Annotated in this window: 12 protein-coding genes and 1 pseudogene; 5 read left to right on the top strand and 8 right to left on the bottom strand. The window is 42.1% G+C overall.

Annotation, left to right across the window (positions count from 1 at the left end):
- Positions 1-288: 288 nt before the first annotated feature.
- Entirely contained in the window at positions 289-582 is a 294-nt protein-coding gene (locus tag HEQ19_21740) for a hypothetical protein (protein ID WYM01737.1), read from the bottom strand.
- Between the two features lie 17 nt (positions 583-599).
- On the opposite strand from HEQ19_21740, the gene HEQ19_21735 reads away from it, so the two are divergent.
- The 3 genes from HEQ19_21735 to HEQ19_21725 all read left to right on the top strand — a co-directional run bounded on the left by HEQ19_21735 (position 600) and on the right by HEQ19_21725 (position 2,773).
- A complete protein-coding gene (locus HEQ19_21735) occupies positions 600-1,118 on the top strand; it encodes an adenine phosphoribosyltransferase (GenBank protein ID WYM01736.1) in 519 nt (172 codons plus the stop codon).
- A gap of 207 nt (positions 1,119-1,325) precedes the next feature.
- Positions 1,326-2,372, top strand: a complete 1,047-nt coding sequence (locus HEQ19_21730) for an ABC transporter permease (GenBank protein WYM01735.1) — start codon at positions 1,326-1,328, stop codon at positions 2,370-2,372.
- Between the two features lie 11 nt (positions 2,373-2,383).
- A complete protein-coding gene (locus tag HEQ19_21725; GenBank protein ID WYM01734.1) occupies positions 2,384-2,773 on the top strand; it encodes a hypothetical protein in 390 nt (129 codons plus the stop codon).
- A 213-nt stretch (positions 2,774-2,986) separates the two neighbouring features.
- Here HEQ19_21725 and HEQ19_21720 read toward each other — a convergent pair whose 3' ends face one another.
- Together HEQ19_21720 and HEQ19_21715 are read right to left on the bottom strand one after the other, a co-directional pair.
- Complete coding sequence (locus tag HEQ19_21720) at positions 2,987-4,660, bottom strand: glycosyltransferase family 4 protein (protein ID WYM01733.1); 1,674 nt, start codon at positions 4,658-4,660, stop codon at positions 2,987-2,989.
- Between the two features lie 100 nt (positions 4,661-4,760).
- Positions 4,761-6,500 (bottom strand): calcium-binding protein, encoded by a 1,740-nt coding sequence (locus tag HEQ19_21715; protein WYM01732.1) that lies wholly within the window; start codon positions 6,498-6,500, stop codon positions 4,761-4,763.
- Positions 6,501-6,619: 119 nt separating this feature from the next.
- Between HEQ19_21715 and HEQ19_21710 the strand changes: the two genes are divergently transcribed.
- On the top strand, positions 6,620-7,825 hold the full coding sequence (locus HEQ19_21710; GenBank protein ID WYM01731.1) for an ISL3 family transposase: 1,206 nt from the start codon (positions 6,620-6,622) through the stop codon (positions 7,823-7,825).
- On the opposite strand, the pseudogene HEQ19_21705 reads toward HEQ19_21710, so the two are convergent.
- From HEQ19_21705 to HEQ19_21695, 3 genes and pseudogenes are all read right to left on the bottom strand, one after another.
- Positions 7,814-9,709, bottom strand: a pseudogene (locus tag HEQ19_21705) (calcium-binding protein). The gene HEQ19_21710 and the pseudogene HEQ19_21705 overlap by 12 nt on opposite strands.
- A gap of 740 nt (positions 9,710-10,449) precedes the next feature.
- On the bottom strand, positions 10,450-11,988 hold the full coding sequence (locus HEQ19_21700) for a hypothetical protein (protein ID WYM01729.1): 1,539 nt from the start codon (positions 11,986-11,988) through the stop codon (positions 10,450-10,452).
- A 596-nt stretch (positions 11,989-12,584) separates the two neighbouring features.
- Positions 12,585-14,084 carry a hypothetical protein gene (locus HEQ19_21695; GenBank protein ID WYM01728.1) on the bottom strand — a complete coding sequence of 500 codons (1,500 nt, stop codon included), beginning with the start codon at positions 14,082-14,084 and terminating at the stop codon, positions 12,585-12,587.
- Between HEQ19_21695 and HEQ19_21690 the strand changes: the two genes are divergently transcribed.
- Positions 14,078-14,239 carry a hypothetical protein gene (locus HEQ19_21690; protein WYM01727.1) on the top strand — a complete coding sequence of 54 codons (162 nt, stop codon included), beginning with the start codon at positions 14,078-14,080 and terminating at the stop codon, positions 14,237-14,239. The genes HEQ19_21695 and HEQ19_21690 overlap by 7 nt on opposite strands.
- 21 nt (positions 14,240-14,260) lie before the next feature.
- Here HEQ19_21690 and HEQ19_21685 read toward each other — a convergent pair whose 3' ends face one another.
- Both HEQ19_21685 and HEQ19_21680 read right to left on the bottom strand, forming a co-directional pair.
- Positions 14,261-15,037, bottom strand: a complete 777-nt coding sequence (locus tag HEQ19_21685; GenBank protein WYM01726.1) for a TIGR03943 family protein — start codon at positions 15,035-15,037, stop codon at positions 14,261-14,263.
- A gap of 117 nt (positions 15,038-15,154) precedes the next feature.
- Positions 15,155-16,210, bottom strand: coding sequence for a permease (locus tag HEQ19_21680; GenBank protein WYM01725.1), 1,056 nt, complete (start codon positions 16,208-16,210; stop codon positions 15,155-15,157).
- Positions 16,211-16,551 lie beyond the last annotated feature (341 nt).

Raw genomic sequence — 16,551 nt, 5'->3', positions numbered from 1 at the left:
TCAAAGGTTCCCGTATACTTAAATCTAATTTTTTAACACATAACTCCACCTGTCTCATTTAGTAGTGTAATTCCATACCTAGCTTGGGTTACATTCTAATTATCGTCAATGCATGGCGACATATAAGCCGCTATGGTCGGCGTATGACATTATAGTGTACGATTTTTCAGGTATCTAGGAATAGGGACTGGGGATTGGGGATTGGGGACTGGGGACACTTCGGCAAGCTCAGTGCATCGCTGGGGACTGGGGACTGGGAACTGGGAACTGGGGACTGGGGACTGGGGGTTAATCAACAGAAAGTGAAGTTTCAGGCTCTGAGGCTAATACTTGAGCCTCAAATGCTGAAGTTTCTCGTTCCAAACCTGAAGTTTCTCGTTCCAAACCTGAAGTTTCTCGTTCCAAACCTGAAGTTTCTCGTTCCAAACCTGAAGTTTCTCGTTCCAAACCTGAAGTTTCTCGTTCCAAACCTGAAGTTTCTCGTTTCAAACCTGAAGTTTCTCGTTCCGAAGCCAAAACTTGAACTTCTACCAATCCCCAATCCCCATTCCCCATTCCCCATTCCCAATCCCCAATCCCCAATCCCTAATACCAATTTTATGGATTTGAAGTCTCTCATTCGTGACATCCCAGATTTTCCCAAACCCGGAATTTTATTTCGGGATATCACCACGCTGCTGCGCGATCCAGAGGGACTGCGCTACACAATTGACTTTTTTGCCGAACAGTGCGTTGAGAATGGACTAACAGCAGATTATGTTGTGGGTATGGAATCACGGGGGTTCATTTTTGGTTCTCCCTTAGCTTACAAATTAGGCGCTGGGTTTATTCCGGCTCGCAAAAAGGGTAAATTACCAGCAGCAGTGCATTCGATTGAATATCAACTTGAATATGGTACAGACTCCTTAGAAGTACATCAGGATGCGTTACAGCCAGGTAGCCGAGTTTTAATAGTGGATGATTTAATCGCCACAGGTGGAACCGCGAGCGCAACCGCAAAGCTAGTGCAGAAAATTGGCTGCGAACTAGTGGGATTTGGGTTTATCATCGAGCTACGGGATTTACAAGGGCGCAAATATCTACCAGATGTACCTATTATCTCTCTGATTGAATATTAGTCATTGGTCAATAGTCATTTGTCATTGGTCATTGGTCATTGGTCATTGGTCATTGGTCATTGGTCATTGGTCATTGGTCATTAGTCATTGGTGATTGGTGATTGGTCATTGGTCATTGGATAACTGACAAAGGACAAATGACAAAGGACAAAGGACAAAGGACAAAGGACAAATGACAAAGGACAAAGGACAAAGGACAAACTACATATGACTTCTACGAAAATTTCCTTGGAGACATTTTGGGACTGGCTGATCAGACTAGTTACAAGTGAGACTTTTGTTTATGTGGTGAAGCGGCTATTACAGGCGTTGTTGACTTTGTTATTAGCAGCAGCTTTGTCGTTTTTCATTATTCAATTGGCTCCAGGAGATTATGTAGATACACTGAAGCAAAATCCGAAAATTTCCCCAGAAAGACTTGCAGAAATCAAGCGCCAGTTTGGTTTAGATAAATCTTGGCCAGAGCAATTTTGGTTGTGGCTATGGCGAATTATCACCAAAGGAGATTTTGGCACGAGTTTTGTTTACCAACGGTCAGTAGCATCACTTTTGTGGGAGCGGATACCAGCGACTTTGTTATTGGCGATCGCATCTTTAATCATCACATGGGCGATCGCCATTCCTTTAGGTATAATTGCCGCTGTCAAGCAAAATAAGTTAGTTGACCGAGTTTTACAGGTCATTAGCTACACCGGACAAGGCTTTCCCAGTTTTATCACCGTCTTAGCCCTGCTAGTCTTTGCCCAAATTACCTCCCCGCTGTTCCCAGTTGGTAGCATGACTAGTATCAATCATGCAGAACTCTCGTGGTTTGGCAAATTCCTCGATCTAGGTTGGCACATGATTTTACCAACTATTGCCCTCTCGGTTACTAGCTTTGCCGGCTTACAACGTATCACTCGCGGCGAATTATTAGATGTTCTGCGCCAAGATTACATCCAAACAGCTCGTGCTAAAGGATTACCAGAAAACCGTGTAATTTACGTTCACGCTCTTCGCAACGCCATCAACCCCTTAATTACCTTATTGGGTTTTGAGTTGGCTGGTTTATTAAGCGGTGCATTTATTGCTGAACAATTCTTCAACTGGCCAGGCTTAGGGAGATTAACTTTACAGGCTTTACAAGCTCAAGATTTGTATTTATTAATGGCCAGCTTGGTCATGGGCGCAGTACTCTTGATTGTAGGCAATTTAGCCGCCGACTTGATGCTAAAAAGCGCCGATCCACGCATTCGCCTAGAAAATCTCAATTAGTCAGTTGTCATTTGTCATTTGTCAGTTGTCATTTGTCAGTTGTCATTTGTCATTTGTCATTTGTCATTTGTCAGTTGTCAGTTGTCAGTTGTCATTTGTCATTTGTCATTACTCATTACTCATTACTCATTACTGATTACTCATTACTGATTACTCATTACTCATTACTCATTACTGATTACTCATTACTGATTACTCATTACTCATTACTCATTACTCATTACTCATTACTCATTACTCTTTGTCATTTGTCATTACTCATTACTCATTACTCATTACTCATTACTGATTACTCATTACTCATTACTGATTACTCATTACTCATTACTCATTACTCATTACTGATTACTCATTACTCATTACTGATTACTCATTACTCATTACTGATTACTCATTACTGATTACTGATTACTCATTACTGATTACTCATTACTCATTACTCATTACTGATTACTCATTACTCATTACTGATTACTCATTACTCATTACTGATTACTCATTACTCATTACTGATTACTCATTACTCATTACTGATTACTCATTACTGATTACTCATTACTCATTACTCATTACTCATTACTCATTACTCTTTGTCATTTGTCATTTGTCATTATTTATGGTTCTTCAATCTGCAAAATATTCAGCTTCAATAGATATACCAAAGTAAAAATTAATTGGGGCGAAAGGACATCTAGATGATTTTCTCGAATACTAGTAACAGTTTGTTTTCCTTGTTCCTTGATAGTTTCTAAAATAGCCTGAATAATCTGTGGCGATAATCTTTTATCTGCACCATAATTAGTAATCCAATGCTTGTTGATTACTTCTAAACCCTCAGAATTACCTAAGCTACCTAATCCTAGTAACATATCGTCTTTTAACTGAGTAGTCGGGTAATGGGAAAATAACCTAAATGGGTCATCACATAGAGGGTAAGGTGGAGTATTTGGTTGTAGGGGTGCAGATGTAACAGATGATGTCCGAATTTCTGCTAGCCTGTGCCACAGTTGCTCATACTGAGGGATAATCACTTGCCAATCATAAGTTTCTTTTACCCTTTGTTGACCATTCTCCCCCATTTTTTTTCTCAGTTCAGGGTTAGTAATTAAGGTGACTAATGCTTGGGTTGTGGCGTTAATATCTATAGCAGTCGCCATTGAAGATTCAGCTAAATAAGTACTGTAATTGATTTTTTCTACTAAATAATCTGCTGCTAAATTTAATCCCAAACCAGAAGCAGGAGAAACCGAGGGAATTCTCAAACCATCTACTCCATGACGCACTGATTCCTTATAACCATCCCAATCAGAGACAATTACTGGTAAGCCAGAAGCCATCGCTTCAATCGGAGTTAATCCAAAAGTTTCTTGAATATTATCAACTAATGAGATAAAAATATCTGCAGTCTGCCAAATTCCTTGGCGTATTTCAGGTTTACGTCCATCGACAAAAATACAGTTAACTGATGGACAAAAATTTTTAGCACTTTCTTTAAAGCCTATTGCTTCTCTTTCATCTTCAAACCAACCTGCTTGAATTAGATGTATTTTCTGATTTGTGGCTTTTGCAGCTTTTTCTAAAGCGATATACATTGGTACAGGATGCGCTTTAGCATAAAAACATAATCGACCGACAAATAAAACTACTATATCTTCTTGGGGAATATTTAAAGCTTGACGAATATTTTGACGAAAATTTGTGTTGTTCGTAGCTTGAGAGAAAGCAGAAAAATCTACACCTAGGGGAATAATTGGCAGTTGAATATTGATATTTGGTTTACCACCTGTACGTTGTGCCAAATATTCAGCCCAATTATTTAAAATATGTAATACAGCAGTTTTTACAGCTTGAGAAGTGCAGATGAGCGCATCCCAAGATTGCAAAGGTGCGATTAATAAATCACCCATAGATTCCATAATCCCAATACTGGCTATGGTATGGGTAACACCACATAAACTATATGCCTTTTGGTCAACAAATCTTCTTTGCCATGCTAATTTAGAAAGCCTCGGATCTGGATGATAAAGTGTCCCTGGTAATGAAAGGCTAGTGGGATTATCCTTGGGAATCCATATTCCTTGACGAGTTCCTTGTATCCAAGGTTGAATACGTTGGCAAAATTCTATAAATTCAGAACGGGTATCTGTATAGCAGTAGATAGAATCAGCTTTACCATACTGTATCAAAGCTTTGAGAAATCCCTCACCCGCCGATTGACGACCTAATAATCTTTTGTCTTGTGTATCGTAACCATCTCGTTTGTAGAAAATTGCGGATGTAATATTCATGATAATTTTTGGATATTGTAAATAGAGACGACCCAATAGGTCGTCTCTAAATGGAAAATCGTAAATAGAGACGACCCAATAGGTCGTCTCTAAATCGAAATTAGAACACGAAGTTAGTGGAGGTTAAGAGAGTAGCACTGACATTTAAAGTAGCTAGAGTAATAGCAGTACCTGGTCCACTACCATCAATGTCAACCTGAACTTGATTACCAGTTAGTATTAGATAACCGAGATCTTTCGCATTCTGAAAATCAGTAAATGGAGAAGGGCTTGGGAATACACCAGTTAGCCGCAACTTGTCATCGATAACACTAAAGTCAGTGATGTTATCACCAGCTTCACTTACGTTAGAGAAGACAAACACATCATTACCAAGACCACCAGTGAGGGTATCACTACCAGCACCACCACGGAGAGTGTTGTCATTAGCGTTACCAATAATGATGTTATTGCCGCCGTTACCTATACCGTTGATGGCTGTATCAGTGAGGGTGAGGTTTTCCACGTTGGTAAACAATTGCCAATCAACAGAAGAAATTATGGTATCAGTTCCCCCGGTTGAGGACTCCGAAATTAAATCATCAGCACTATCAATAATGTAGGTATCGTCACCAGTACCACCAATCAAGACGTTACTGCCAGCACCACCAGCTAGGGTGTCATTACCAGCATTACCATTGAGGTTGTCATGGCCATCACCACCAATTAGGCTGTCATTACCAGCATTACCATTGAGGGTGTCATCACCAGCACCACCAATTAGGCTGTCATTACCATCGCCACCATTGAGGTTGTCATCGCCATCATCACCACTGAGACTGTCATCACCAGCATCACCATTCAAATTGTCATTACCAACACCACCACTGAGAATGTCATTATCGGCACCACCACCGAGGTTGTCATCGCCATCACCACCAATTAGGCTGTCATTACCAGCGCCACCAGTGAGGTTGTCATCGCCATCACCACCAATTAGGCTGTCATTACCAACACCACCATCAAGGATGTTGTTGCCAGAGTTACCAGTAATGTTGTTATTGAGGCCGTTACCTGTACCGTTGATGGCATTTGTACCAGTGAGGGTGAGGTTTTCCAGGTCGGCACCCAATGCCCAAGTAACAGAAGAATTTACGGTATCAGTTCCCTCGTTTGCGTTCTCGACAATGTTATCGCTCAGACTGTCAACGATATAGCTGTCATCGCCAGCACCACCAGTGAGGGTGTCATTACCAGCACCACCATCAAGGGTGTTGTTACCAGAGTTACCAGTAATATTGTTATTGCCGCTGTTACCTGTACCGTTGATGTTGGCTGTACCACTGAGGGTGAGGTTTTCCAGGTTGGCACCCAATGTCCAAGTAACAGAAGAATTTACGGTATCTGTTCCCTCGCTGGCGTTCTCAACAATGGTATCGCTCAGACTGTCAACGATATAAGTGTCATCGCCAGCACCACCAGTGAGGGTGTCATCACCACCACCACCATCAAGGATGTTGTTGCCAGAGTTACCAGTAATATTGTTATTGCCGCTGTTACCTGTACCGTTGATGGCGTCTGTACCAGTGAGGGTGAGGTTTTCCAGGTTGGCACCCAATGTCCAAGTAACAGAAGAATTTACGGTATCTGTTCCCTCGCTGGCGTTCTCAACAATGGTATCGCTCAGACTGTCAACGATATAAGTGTCATCGCCAGCACCACCAGTGAGGGTGTCATCACCAGCACCACCATCAAGGGTGTTGTTGCCAGAGTTACCAGTAATATTGTTATTGCCGCTGTTACCTGTACCGTTGATGTTGGCTGTACCACTGAGGGTGAGGTTTTCCAGGTTGGCACCCAATGTCCAAGTAACAGAAGAATTTACGGTATCTGTTCCCTCGCGGTTCTTGGGTACTTAGCGTGCTAAAATGTTAAGATATTTTTTAATAATGTTTAATAAAATAAATTATGAAACGAATAATGACTCAACTCCTAAATTTGCCTGAAGTATTAGTAGAATCAAGCCTACAAGAGGGTCAAGTCCTAATTCTATCAGTAGGTAAAAAAGCGAAAAGTGCATCGTGCCCACACTGTGGTCAAAACTCAAGACATTTACATCAAAATCAAAAATGTTTAGTGAAAGATTTACCGATGGGGGATTTTGAAGTAATACTGAATGTCAATAGACGAAGATTCAAGTGTAAAAAATGCCGAAAAACATTTAATGAAAAGCTAGATTTTCTAGGAGCAAGAAAGAGGTATACATACCGATATGCGGAATATATTATCAAACAAGTGATTAATAGTAATGTAAGTAATGTGGCAAGAAATAATGGACTAACTAATGAAGAAGTCATATCAATGCTTGAAGATGTAGCTAAAAATGTGATGCCAATAGATGTCAAAGATTTAAGAAGATTAGGAATAGATGAAATTAGTTTGGTCAAAGGACAAGGAAAATTTATTGTCGTGCTAGTAGATATAGATTCAGGTAAATTGATAGGTTTAGTAAAAGAAAGAAAACAAATTGAAATCAAAAAAACCATGAGAATGTGGGGAGAAAAAGTTTTGTCACAAATAGAAGAAGTAAGTATTGATATGACAGGCAATTATAAATCTTTAATTGAGAAGATTTGTCCAAACGCCCTTGTAACGGTAGATAGGTTCCATGTTACTAAATTAGTACATGAAGAATTAAATCGAGCTAGGATAGCAGAAAAGAAAATAGCATCTGAGTTAAATGCCCCGGAAAGAAAAAAAGTATTTGAAAGTTTAAAAGGAAATAAATTTACAATTCTAAAAGCCGAGAATAAGCTCACCGAAAAGCAAAAAGATAAATTAAATAGAATTAAACAAGCTTCTCCTTTAATAGCTAGAATGCATTCATTAAAAGAAGATTTTCACAATTTATTTGAAGACAATAAAAATGTGGTAACGGGAACGCTAGAATTAATCAATTGGTTAAAAAAAGCTGAACCATATTATCAAAGAAGTGTGCAGACAATTAAACGGTGGTTTGGAGAAATAGTCGGATATTTTGAACGAAGGACTACCAGTGGAGTAGTAGAAGGAATAAATAATAAACTGAAGTTAATAAAGCGAAGTGGATTTGGATTTAGAAACTTTCGTAATTTTGAGATTAGAGCTTTACTTTCTTGGCATTATCCTATCAATTTAGCACGCTAAGTACGCAAGAGCCTCAATTCCCTCGTTTGCGCCTTCATCAATGGAATCGCCAACACTATCAACTGTATAGACATCATTACCCGCACCACCCTTGAGGGTATCATTACCAGTACCACCGTTGAGGTTATCATTTCCCGCACCACCAACAAGGCTGTCATCGCCAGCGCCACCGCTGAGGTTGTCATTACCAGCACCACCATCAAGGATGTTGTTGCCAGAGTTACCAGTAATGTTGTTATTGAGGCTGTTACCTGTACCGTTGATGGCGGTTGTACCAGTGAGGTTGAGGTTTTCTACGTTGGCACCCAATGTCCAAGTAACAGAGGAAATTACGCTATCAATTCCCTCGTTTGCGCCTTCATCAATGGAATCGCCAACACTATCAACTGTATAGACATCATTACCCGCACCACCATCAAGGGTATCATTACCAGTACCACCGTTGAGGTTATCATTACCCGCACCACCAACAAGGCTGTCATCGCCAGCGCCACCGCTGAGGTTGTCATTCCCGTCATCACCATCAAGGGTGTTGTTGGCAGAGTTACCAGTAATGTTGTTATTGAGGCTGTTACCTGTACCGTTGATGGCGGTTGTACCAGTTAGGTTGAGGTTTTCTACGTTGGCACCCAATGTCCAAGTAACAGAGGAAATTACGCTATCAATTCCCTCGTCTGCGCCTTCATCAATGGAATCGTCAACACTATCAACTGTATAGACATCATTACCCGCACCACCATCAAGGGTATCATTACCAGTACCACCGTTGAGGTTATCATTACCCGCACCACCAACAAGGCTGTCATCGCCAGCGCCACCGCTGAGGTTGTCATTCCCGTCATCACCATCAAGGGTGTTGTTGGCAGAGTTACCAGTAATGTTGTTATTGAGGCTGTTACCTGTACCGTTGATGGCGGTTGTACCAGTTAGGGTGAGGTTTTCTACGTTGTCAGCCAATGTCAAAGTAACAGAGGAAATTACGCTATCAATTCCCTCGTCTGCGCCTTCATCAATGGAATCGCCAACACTATCAACTGTATAGACATCATTACCCGCACCACCCTTGAGGGTATCATTACCAGTACCACCGTTGAGGTTATCATTTCCCGCACCACCAACAAGGCTGTCATCGCCACCGCCACCGCTGAGGTTGTCATTCCCGTCACCACCAGTGAGGGTGTTGTTGATAGAGTTACCAGTAATGTTGTTATTGCCGCTGTTACCTGTACCGTTGATGGCGGTTGTACCAGTTAGGGTGAGGTTTTCTACGTTGTCAGCCAATGTCAAAGTAACAGAGGAAATTACGCTATCAATTCCCTCGTCTGCGCCTTCATCAATGGAATCGCCAACACTATCAACTGTATAGACATCATTACCCGCACCACCCTTGAGGGTATCATTACCAGTACCACCGTTGAGGTTATCATTTCCCGCACCACCAACAAGGCTGTCATCGCCAGCGCCACCGCTGAGGTTGTCATTCCCGTCATCACCATCAAGGGTGTTGTTGGCAGAGTTACCAGTAATGTTGTTATTGAGGCTGTTACCTGTACCGTTGATGGCGGTTGTACCAGTTAGGTTGAGGTTTTCTACGTTGGCACCCAATGTCCAAGTAACAGAGGAAATTACGCTATCAATTCCCTCGTCTGCGCCTTCATCAATGGAATCGTCAACACTATCAACTGTATAGACATCATTACCCGCACCACCCTTGAGGGTATCATTACCAGTACCACCGTTGAGGTTATCATTTCCCGCACCACCAACAAGGCTGTCATCGCCAGCGCCACCGCTGAGGTTGTCATTCCCGTCATCACCATTTATGGTGTCATTACCAGAACTACCGATGAGGTTGTCATTACCAGAAGTACCGTTTATTAACATGAGTAATTACTCCTGCAAAAGTTACTGAAATAGGTTAAAATGAGACTGGAAAATGGACAGCGTAATCTTTTATTCCCGTACAAGCGCTAGATCAAAGTGTCAGAAACCCCACGCCTTTAGGCGTGGGCTTGAAAAAGCCACTAATCGGGAGTGTGTGGAGTACGTCACATTTGTCTAGCAAGTCAACTTTGAATGTTTGGTAATCAAGACTAAAGTCCTCACTACCAAAAAATCATTACAAACCTGGCCAGTTGTCTTTTTTAGTATCAGCAACTGACTCCTTACCCCTTGGGAGGGCTGGCTATTTTTATCCTTACCAAAAAACTGGGTCTAGAGCCGCCGTCCTAGAAGGACGGCTTTTTGGTAAAATAGTGGCAACAGGCAGGGCATTGTCTGTCGTTGCTCAGTGTCATGGATTTAGCTAGCTTCTTGTCGGGAGTGACTTTTCCGCACCCTGTTGTTTGTCAGATCGATTCAAAAAACCTTGGCAGTCACTCTCAATAAGAGTTAGATTTTTCTTTGGCGTAGTTTATGTGACATTGATATTCTAGATTATTTTTCCGTAATTGTACGTATACTGATTCACGTTTTACAAAAATATTCCTTGTAATAAGCCAATTTGCTTCCGTTAAGATAAATGATTAGCAAAATATTAAAATTATTTTATACATAAAATATAAGTATTCATGCTGCGGGTCTCTACGTTGAAACGTCAAGTAATGTCTGGTTTGCTCCAGATTTTATGTAGCAGTATTGTGCCGAAAATTTGGAAGTTCCACAGATGCTAATGACTTGCGCCCTTTGGGTGGACGTTGGGGATAAACTACTGGTGAGGGGGATTTTGTGTCGGTATCTTGGGTTAAATCTGTGGGTTGTAATTCAACTTCGGTTAATTGTGATATCTCTGACCAATAATCTTCATTTTCTACAGATGCAGTCGCTTCGGTGACTACCGTAGTATATGAAACGTCTGAACTTTCATTTACTGTTACTGGATAATCTTGCACTGAGGAACTAAAGGTGTTGATGGCTGGATGAATTTCTGCTGCTAATTCTACTTCTGGTTCAGTTTCGGCTTGTTCATTATCTCCTAGGGTTGTGGCTAAAGTGTCCCAGATAGGTTGAGCATCAGTAGTTGCTGGTGGTGATGCAGATGGAGATTGGGAAGCGAAAAACATTTGGATGAGACTATTGAGTTGCTCGTTAATATTTGATGAACCGGAAGCTGAAACTTCTGAGGCGATAATTGGGGAATCATCGATTTCTGACGAGGGGTCTGATTGTGCTGGTGCTGCTGTGTCTGCTTGATCTGACCAGTCCCAAGGAGATGATGGTTCAGAAACAGGGTGATAACTGGTGTATGGATCTGATATTGAAGATGGCGTGTGGGATTGATCTAAATTATCAGTTAAATCATCTGATTCTACTGACCAAGGCTTGATGGGCTGGGCGTTGGGAAACAAAGACCGAGCTTTTTTGGAAAATCTTGTTTGCTTGCTGGCGACGTTCTGGGCAGAATTTGCTGTATCGTTGAAATTGTCATCACTGGGGACCGGTGTCTCCAAGCACTTTTCCAGCGCTGCTTTAAATTGCAAGGTCTGGCGTTGTTGTCGCATCAGCCTAGTACGTAACTCTCGACAAGCGGTTTCTGATTGTAATAGCTGTTGAGACTGTTCACTATAGTTAGTTTGCAACAGCGCACATTCCCGCTCTAATTGGGCAAGGCGTTGTTGACTAATTTGTAATTGTGCTTTATAATTATCTATGGAAATTTCTTGGCGTTGAACCGTTTGGACAGCAGTTTCTAATTGTTGAAACAGAGACTGTATCTGTTCTTGGGCGGCGGCAACTTCCTGAGTTTGTTGGTTGAGCATGGACTCAGTGACGCCAGAGCGTTTTTTCTGCCACTGCAATGCTTTTTCTGACTCGCTTAAATCACCTTTTAACTGCTCGACTTGTTCATACAAGTGATTATTTGCAGCCTGTAATTCTTCATTCAATAAAAGCAGCTTCTGAAATTCAGAGTTAATCAGTGCTTGTTTTTCACTATCAGGCTCTGCAACCCAGTCCTGCTGAGTTGTGGAGCCTGATAACTCTGGAACTGCGGTTTGAGGCGGTTCGTCTTTTGCTGGCACCAGGAGTGGTAAATTCGTAATTCCCACATTTTTATAAGGCACAACTGAGTCAAAAGGAGAGGTTCCCTGCTCCGGTTGTGGCGAATTAGCAGAATTTACGGATTCAATAAAAGCCCCGTTGTTTGAGGTGTCAGATTCATTCATTACTCTTAACCCGCCCGCTTAAAAATGTTCAGCACTGCTGGCATTTGCTTATCAATTATGCCCTGCTTTTAGCCTTGGTGACTAGAGACGCAAGGCGTAGATCCCCTACCTTACAGCCATTTTCAGGTAAATAGACCACGCTTTTGGGGCGCAAGGCCTTGCGCCCCTACGAAGATCTGTGGTTCAAATGAATGAAAATTGCTGTAAAGCCAAGTGTCACTCATTCGTCTTTAATCGGTGTCCGCCATTTTGCATCCATCACTGATGCCGTTATAACACTAACAGGTTATACTCCGTCAACCTGGGAATGACAGGGATTGTTGTGCCCTAGAAATTATTTGTACTGATGTACCCTACTGTATAAAAAAATATACAATCTGTATGGTGCGTCAGAGCGAGAAACTTTTGACATAGCTAGAAATTATTTGTACTGACGCACCCTACTACTCTGTCAAGATAAAAATGATGGACTGTAGTGCGGGCATCTTGCCCGCGTGAGCGAGACGCTCACACTACCAAAAATCCCTCAAAACAAAATTGACAGACTACTACTGTGGATAATTTAATTTCTGGAAGTCCCTAAGAATATTTACAATTCACGGTAGCCAGTGGGGATCAAATCCAACTAAGGGAAGTTTTTCGGGTTTGATTTCGGTATTTGTGCTATCACTGATGGGTAATAGGGGCATTAACCAGAGGCTACTGGTAGCGATCGCCGCTCCATCATCAGTTTTCAAGGTGTTTGCGGATGATGCGGGGTTGGGATTTGTCTGTGTGACTACTTGGTCAAATAACAAGCCTAAACCATCAGGTGATAAATTCATTCGCACGTTCCGTTGGTCGATGGGTAGGACTAGTAGTGGTTTCTGTTGTCCGGTTTTCAGGTCAATGGCGACTAAATAGGGCTGTTCTATGTATTGTTCCTTTGATACTAGCTGTGTCAGCAAGCAGTAGAGGGTGGGTGAAGCTGGATCAAACTGACAGCTAAGTATTGAGCCTGTGGTTTTTAATAAGGGTTTTTGAATGCCTTGGTTGGTTACTAAAAATAAATCTCGCGTAAAATCAGTATTAAACTTTACCATTGCTGCTTGGGAGCCGTCTTTAGAAAAAGCTTGGACTAACCCAAACTGCGGTAGAAAATCTAGGGGTTTACTCGCATCGCCTTGTAGGGGTAAAATGGCTGCTCCCTGTCCTTGAGCAATTGCTATAGCTTTACTATCTGGGGTGATGATAAAGTCTCCCCCTTGTTGGCTTGGTAGGCGTTTAGCAGTGGGTTTTTCTCCTGATGGGCTGTTGGTTGTAGACATTAACCATAGTCCAAAGTCGCCGGGATTATTTTTGTTTCCCCGTTGAATGACGATAATTTGTCCATCTGGTGATAAGTCAAATTTCAGATTTTGATAGTCTTTACTATCTAAAACTTGGTCAACTCTACCTGGTGATTCGGCTGGCTTGTCAGGGTTGTTAGAAATACCGGTTGTCACGGTGTACAACTGCGCTGATAACAAGTCTTGATTTCTGATGGTACGCGCCGAAAATAAAATCTTATCTCCATCTGGAAATGGCTCGAAATCCATGACAATCAGGTCTTTGGGGGTAAGTACCTTTTTTTGTTCTTGGGTTAAGTTGTAGAGAATTAACTGTCCCTGGTCTTGTTCACCAGCTCCTATATAAGTAATGGCGCGATCGCGGCTGCGAAAACTGCCAATAAACGGCTGTATTACCCTATTTTTGCCTTCTTGTTCCGAAAATTTATCTCTGGCTCCTTGCAACTGCACTTTATAATTTGTGCCATAGGGTGCTGGTGTCACCAAAGTATAAACCATCCGCCGCCCTGCCCAACTAACTTTACCTGCTAGGGGCGGCTCGATTTTTAAATTATCTTCTACGCTTTTGGTGTCCATTGGGCGGCTAAAATTGAGGGTAAAAGAGATATCTTCTGCCCCAATTTTTTGGTTTTGCCAAGTAAACTTCCGTACACTAGGTTTTACTGCGTCACCTTGCCAGATGATCAATCCTATCAACAGACTCAGCAGGAGCATCAGTGCGATCGCTACACGATCCAATGGTTGGATAAATGCTTTCGATTTTGTCATTTGTCATTTGTCATTTGTCAGTGGTCATTTGTCATTTGTCATTTGTCAGTGGTCAAGGGTCATTTGTCATTTGTCATTTGTCAGTGGTCAAGGGTCAAGGGTCAAAGGTCAACAATTGGTTAATGGACTTTGGACTTTGGACTTTGGACTTTTGACTTTGGACTTTTGACTTTGGACTAATAAGTATAAGGATTCTTGGGTTGGGGAATTTTTTTCAGGGAATTGGCGGCGATAGTGAGTTGGCGTTTATCTGAGAGAGTTTCTGTAACCATCTGTCCTTCTACTTCTAGCCAGATATCAGCTGGGTACTGTTCGGTATTTGCGGTGAGTTTGACGGGTAATCCTACAGGATACGCATCCGCAGCACAGCAGGTGAGGATAAATCGTGCTAAAAATAAATATTCTTTTCCTAAATCTGGTGGATGAATGACAAAGCCATTTACCTTGACTTTTTGTCCTGTATATGCATCTGGCTCAGGATAGACATTGAGGGTGCGTACCCAGTCTACGAGCGATCGCTCTTCTGGACGAATGGTAGCGCGAAAGCTTTGGGGTTTAACCCGTGATGTTCCTAATAAATCAATGGTTACTCCCCGTTGGAGTGCTTTGTCACTGGCAAAGACTTGTGGTGTGATGATGAAACCCAGAAGCGCGGCTGTCAATAGCAAGCTACTACCCCAACCAGGGGGAAATACATTGATATGCATAGCATTGGATATCTCTTCAGGGCGGCGGCGTCGCCAAAGTTGTCCGGCTTTAAAAAAACCGATAATTAATAACCCAACAGCACCCGTATTTACTAACCAAAAATAATCGGGATGAATCAACAGATTCAGCTTGCCGGTGAACCAGTATTTGATAATTAAAATCCCCCAAGCTGTAATTGCCAAGACATCTAGCCAAGGCATTAAGAAGTTTGGGATTTTAGATTTGGGTTTGGGAATTGAAGTCATGGGTGAAGATTCAAGGGGTCAAGGGTCAATGGTCAAGGGTCAATGGTCAAGGGTCAATAGTTGGTTAATATTTGGACTTGGGAATCTTGACTTTGGACGCTTGACCCTTGACTAATTTTAAATGACGTGCAAATTCAAAAATAGGGTGAACAAAAATGCCAGGAGTGCGGCTAAAGCAAATAGATAAAATAAAGCTTTAGGTTTGAAAATTGATAACATCAAACCGACGCCTTTGATGTCAATCATCGGACCGAATACCAGAAATGCTAACAAAGAACCACTGGTAAAAGTGGAGGCAAAAGACAGGGCGAAGAAGGAATCGACTGTTGAACAAATAGACACCACTGCTGCTAATATCAGCATGGCGACAATTGAACTAATCGGACCTGCACCTAGGCTCAGGATAATTTCACGGGGTGCTAGGACTTGAATTGCGGCGGCGATCGCACTTCCGATGACCATGACTGCGCCTAATTCCCGCAATTCTTGGACGATATTATCCAATAAAAGACGCAGTTTATCTGCTAGGGGTTTACTGGGGCTAGATGATGGGGTAGTCCCCTGGGATAAATTACTATCTAGCCGCCTGGGGATACCTGCTTTTCCTCCTAAAACATATGTTCCTGGTTGCAATAAACTGAGATCTGTTGTTTCTTGTGTGATTACAGAACGTCTACCACGGCGTTTTTGTTCAGGCGATGGGGGAGGATTAAACTTGAGATAACGGGCGATCGCTGGAGTGACAATCGGACTTAAATCCTTTTGAAAACTAAAAACAAAACCGATAATTGTGGCGATTAATAAAGAAAACACGACTCGTAACACTACTATTTCTGGCTGGTCGCGAAACGCTGTCCAAGTTGCCCAAATCACAATGGGGTTAATTGTCGGTGCTGCTAGTAAAAAACCAATTGCTACTGGTGTGGGTACTCCTTGCATCAACATCCGCCGCGCTACTGGCACGTTACCACACTCACACACCGGAAATAAAAAGCCAATTGTACTACCCAATAAAGCGCCCAATAAGGGATTTTTGGGCATTTTTTCTACTAGTTTCCGCTCATCTACAAACAATAACAGGAAACTGGAGAACAATACCCCCAGAAGCAAAAAAGGCATCGCCTCGACTAGCAAACTCAGAAATATAGTGAAACCATTGTTCAGTTGATTCATGGGTGTCGCAGTCAACGGCGGTTTGGAGTTTTTAGGTTATGCCTAGTCATTCTATCGGAATGGGGATCAAATGGACGTAGGGACAATGAAAGATCATTTTACTGATAAATTAGGTATTGAATAGTTCTATAGCGTTGAACAGCGTAAGATGGCTCGCGCTGCGCTATCGAGCAAGGTATCCTTGTGGTCGGGATCAACCCAAAATCCAAAATCGATTGACTCTTGTTCAACCATTGCTAGTCCTAGATAGTTGTGTGTTTTCGGTGCATTTACTGACGATGGTTTTTCCTTTGATTATCTGACTTCGGAAATTGTTCCGCTCCAGAATGTTAGTCCCTACC

Origin of the sequence: Gloeotrichia echinulata CP02, from assembly GCA_038087035.1 — a bacterium.
GTDB lineage: Bacteria > Cyanobacteriota > Cyanobacteriia > Cyanobacteriales > Nostocaceae > Gloeotrichia > Gloeotrichia echinulata.
This window is presented reverse-complemented; position numbering and strand designations above follow the sequence as displayed.

Bases quoted from the DNA above. Each gene is read 5' to 3' on its own strand.
- HEQ19_21680 (WYM01725.1), bottom strand. From the start codon at position 16,210: ATGAATCAACTGAACAATGGTTTCACTATATTTCTGAGTTTGCTAGTC.
- HEQ19_21700 (WYM01729.1), bottom strand. From the start codon at position 11,988: ATGAATGAATCTGACACCTCAAACAACGGGGCTTTTATTGAATCCGTA.
- HEQ19_21695 (WYM01728.1), bottom strand. From the start codon at position 14,084: ATGACAAAATCGAAAGCATTTATCCAACCATTGGATCGTGTAGCGATC.
- HEQ19_21685 (WYM01726.1), bottom strand. From the start codon at position 15,037: ATGACTTCAATTCCCAAACCCAAATCTAAAATCCCAAACTTCTTAATG.
- HEQ19_21710 (WYM01731.1), top strand. From the start codon at position 6,620: ATGACTCAACTCCTAAATTTGCCTGAAGTATTAGTAGAATCAAGCCTA.
- HEQ19_21735 (WYM01736.1), top strand. From the start codon at position 600: ATGGATTTGAAGTCTCTCATTCGTGACATCCCAGATTTTCCCAAACCC.
- HEQ19_21720 (WYM01733.1), bottom strand. From the start codon at position 4,660: ATGAATATTACATCCGCAATTTTCTACAAACGAGATGGTTACGATACA.
- HEQ19_21730 (WYM01735.1), top strand. From the start codon at position 1,326: ATGACTTCTACGAAAATTTCCTTGGAGACATTTTGGGACTGGCTGATC.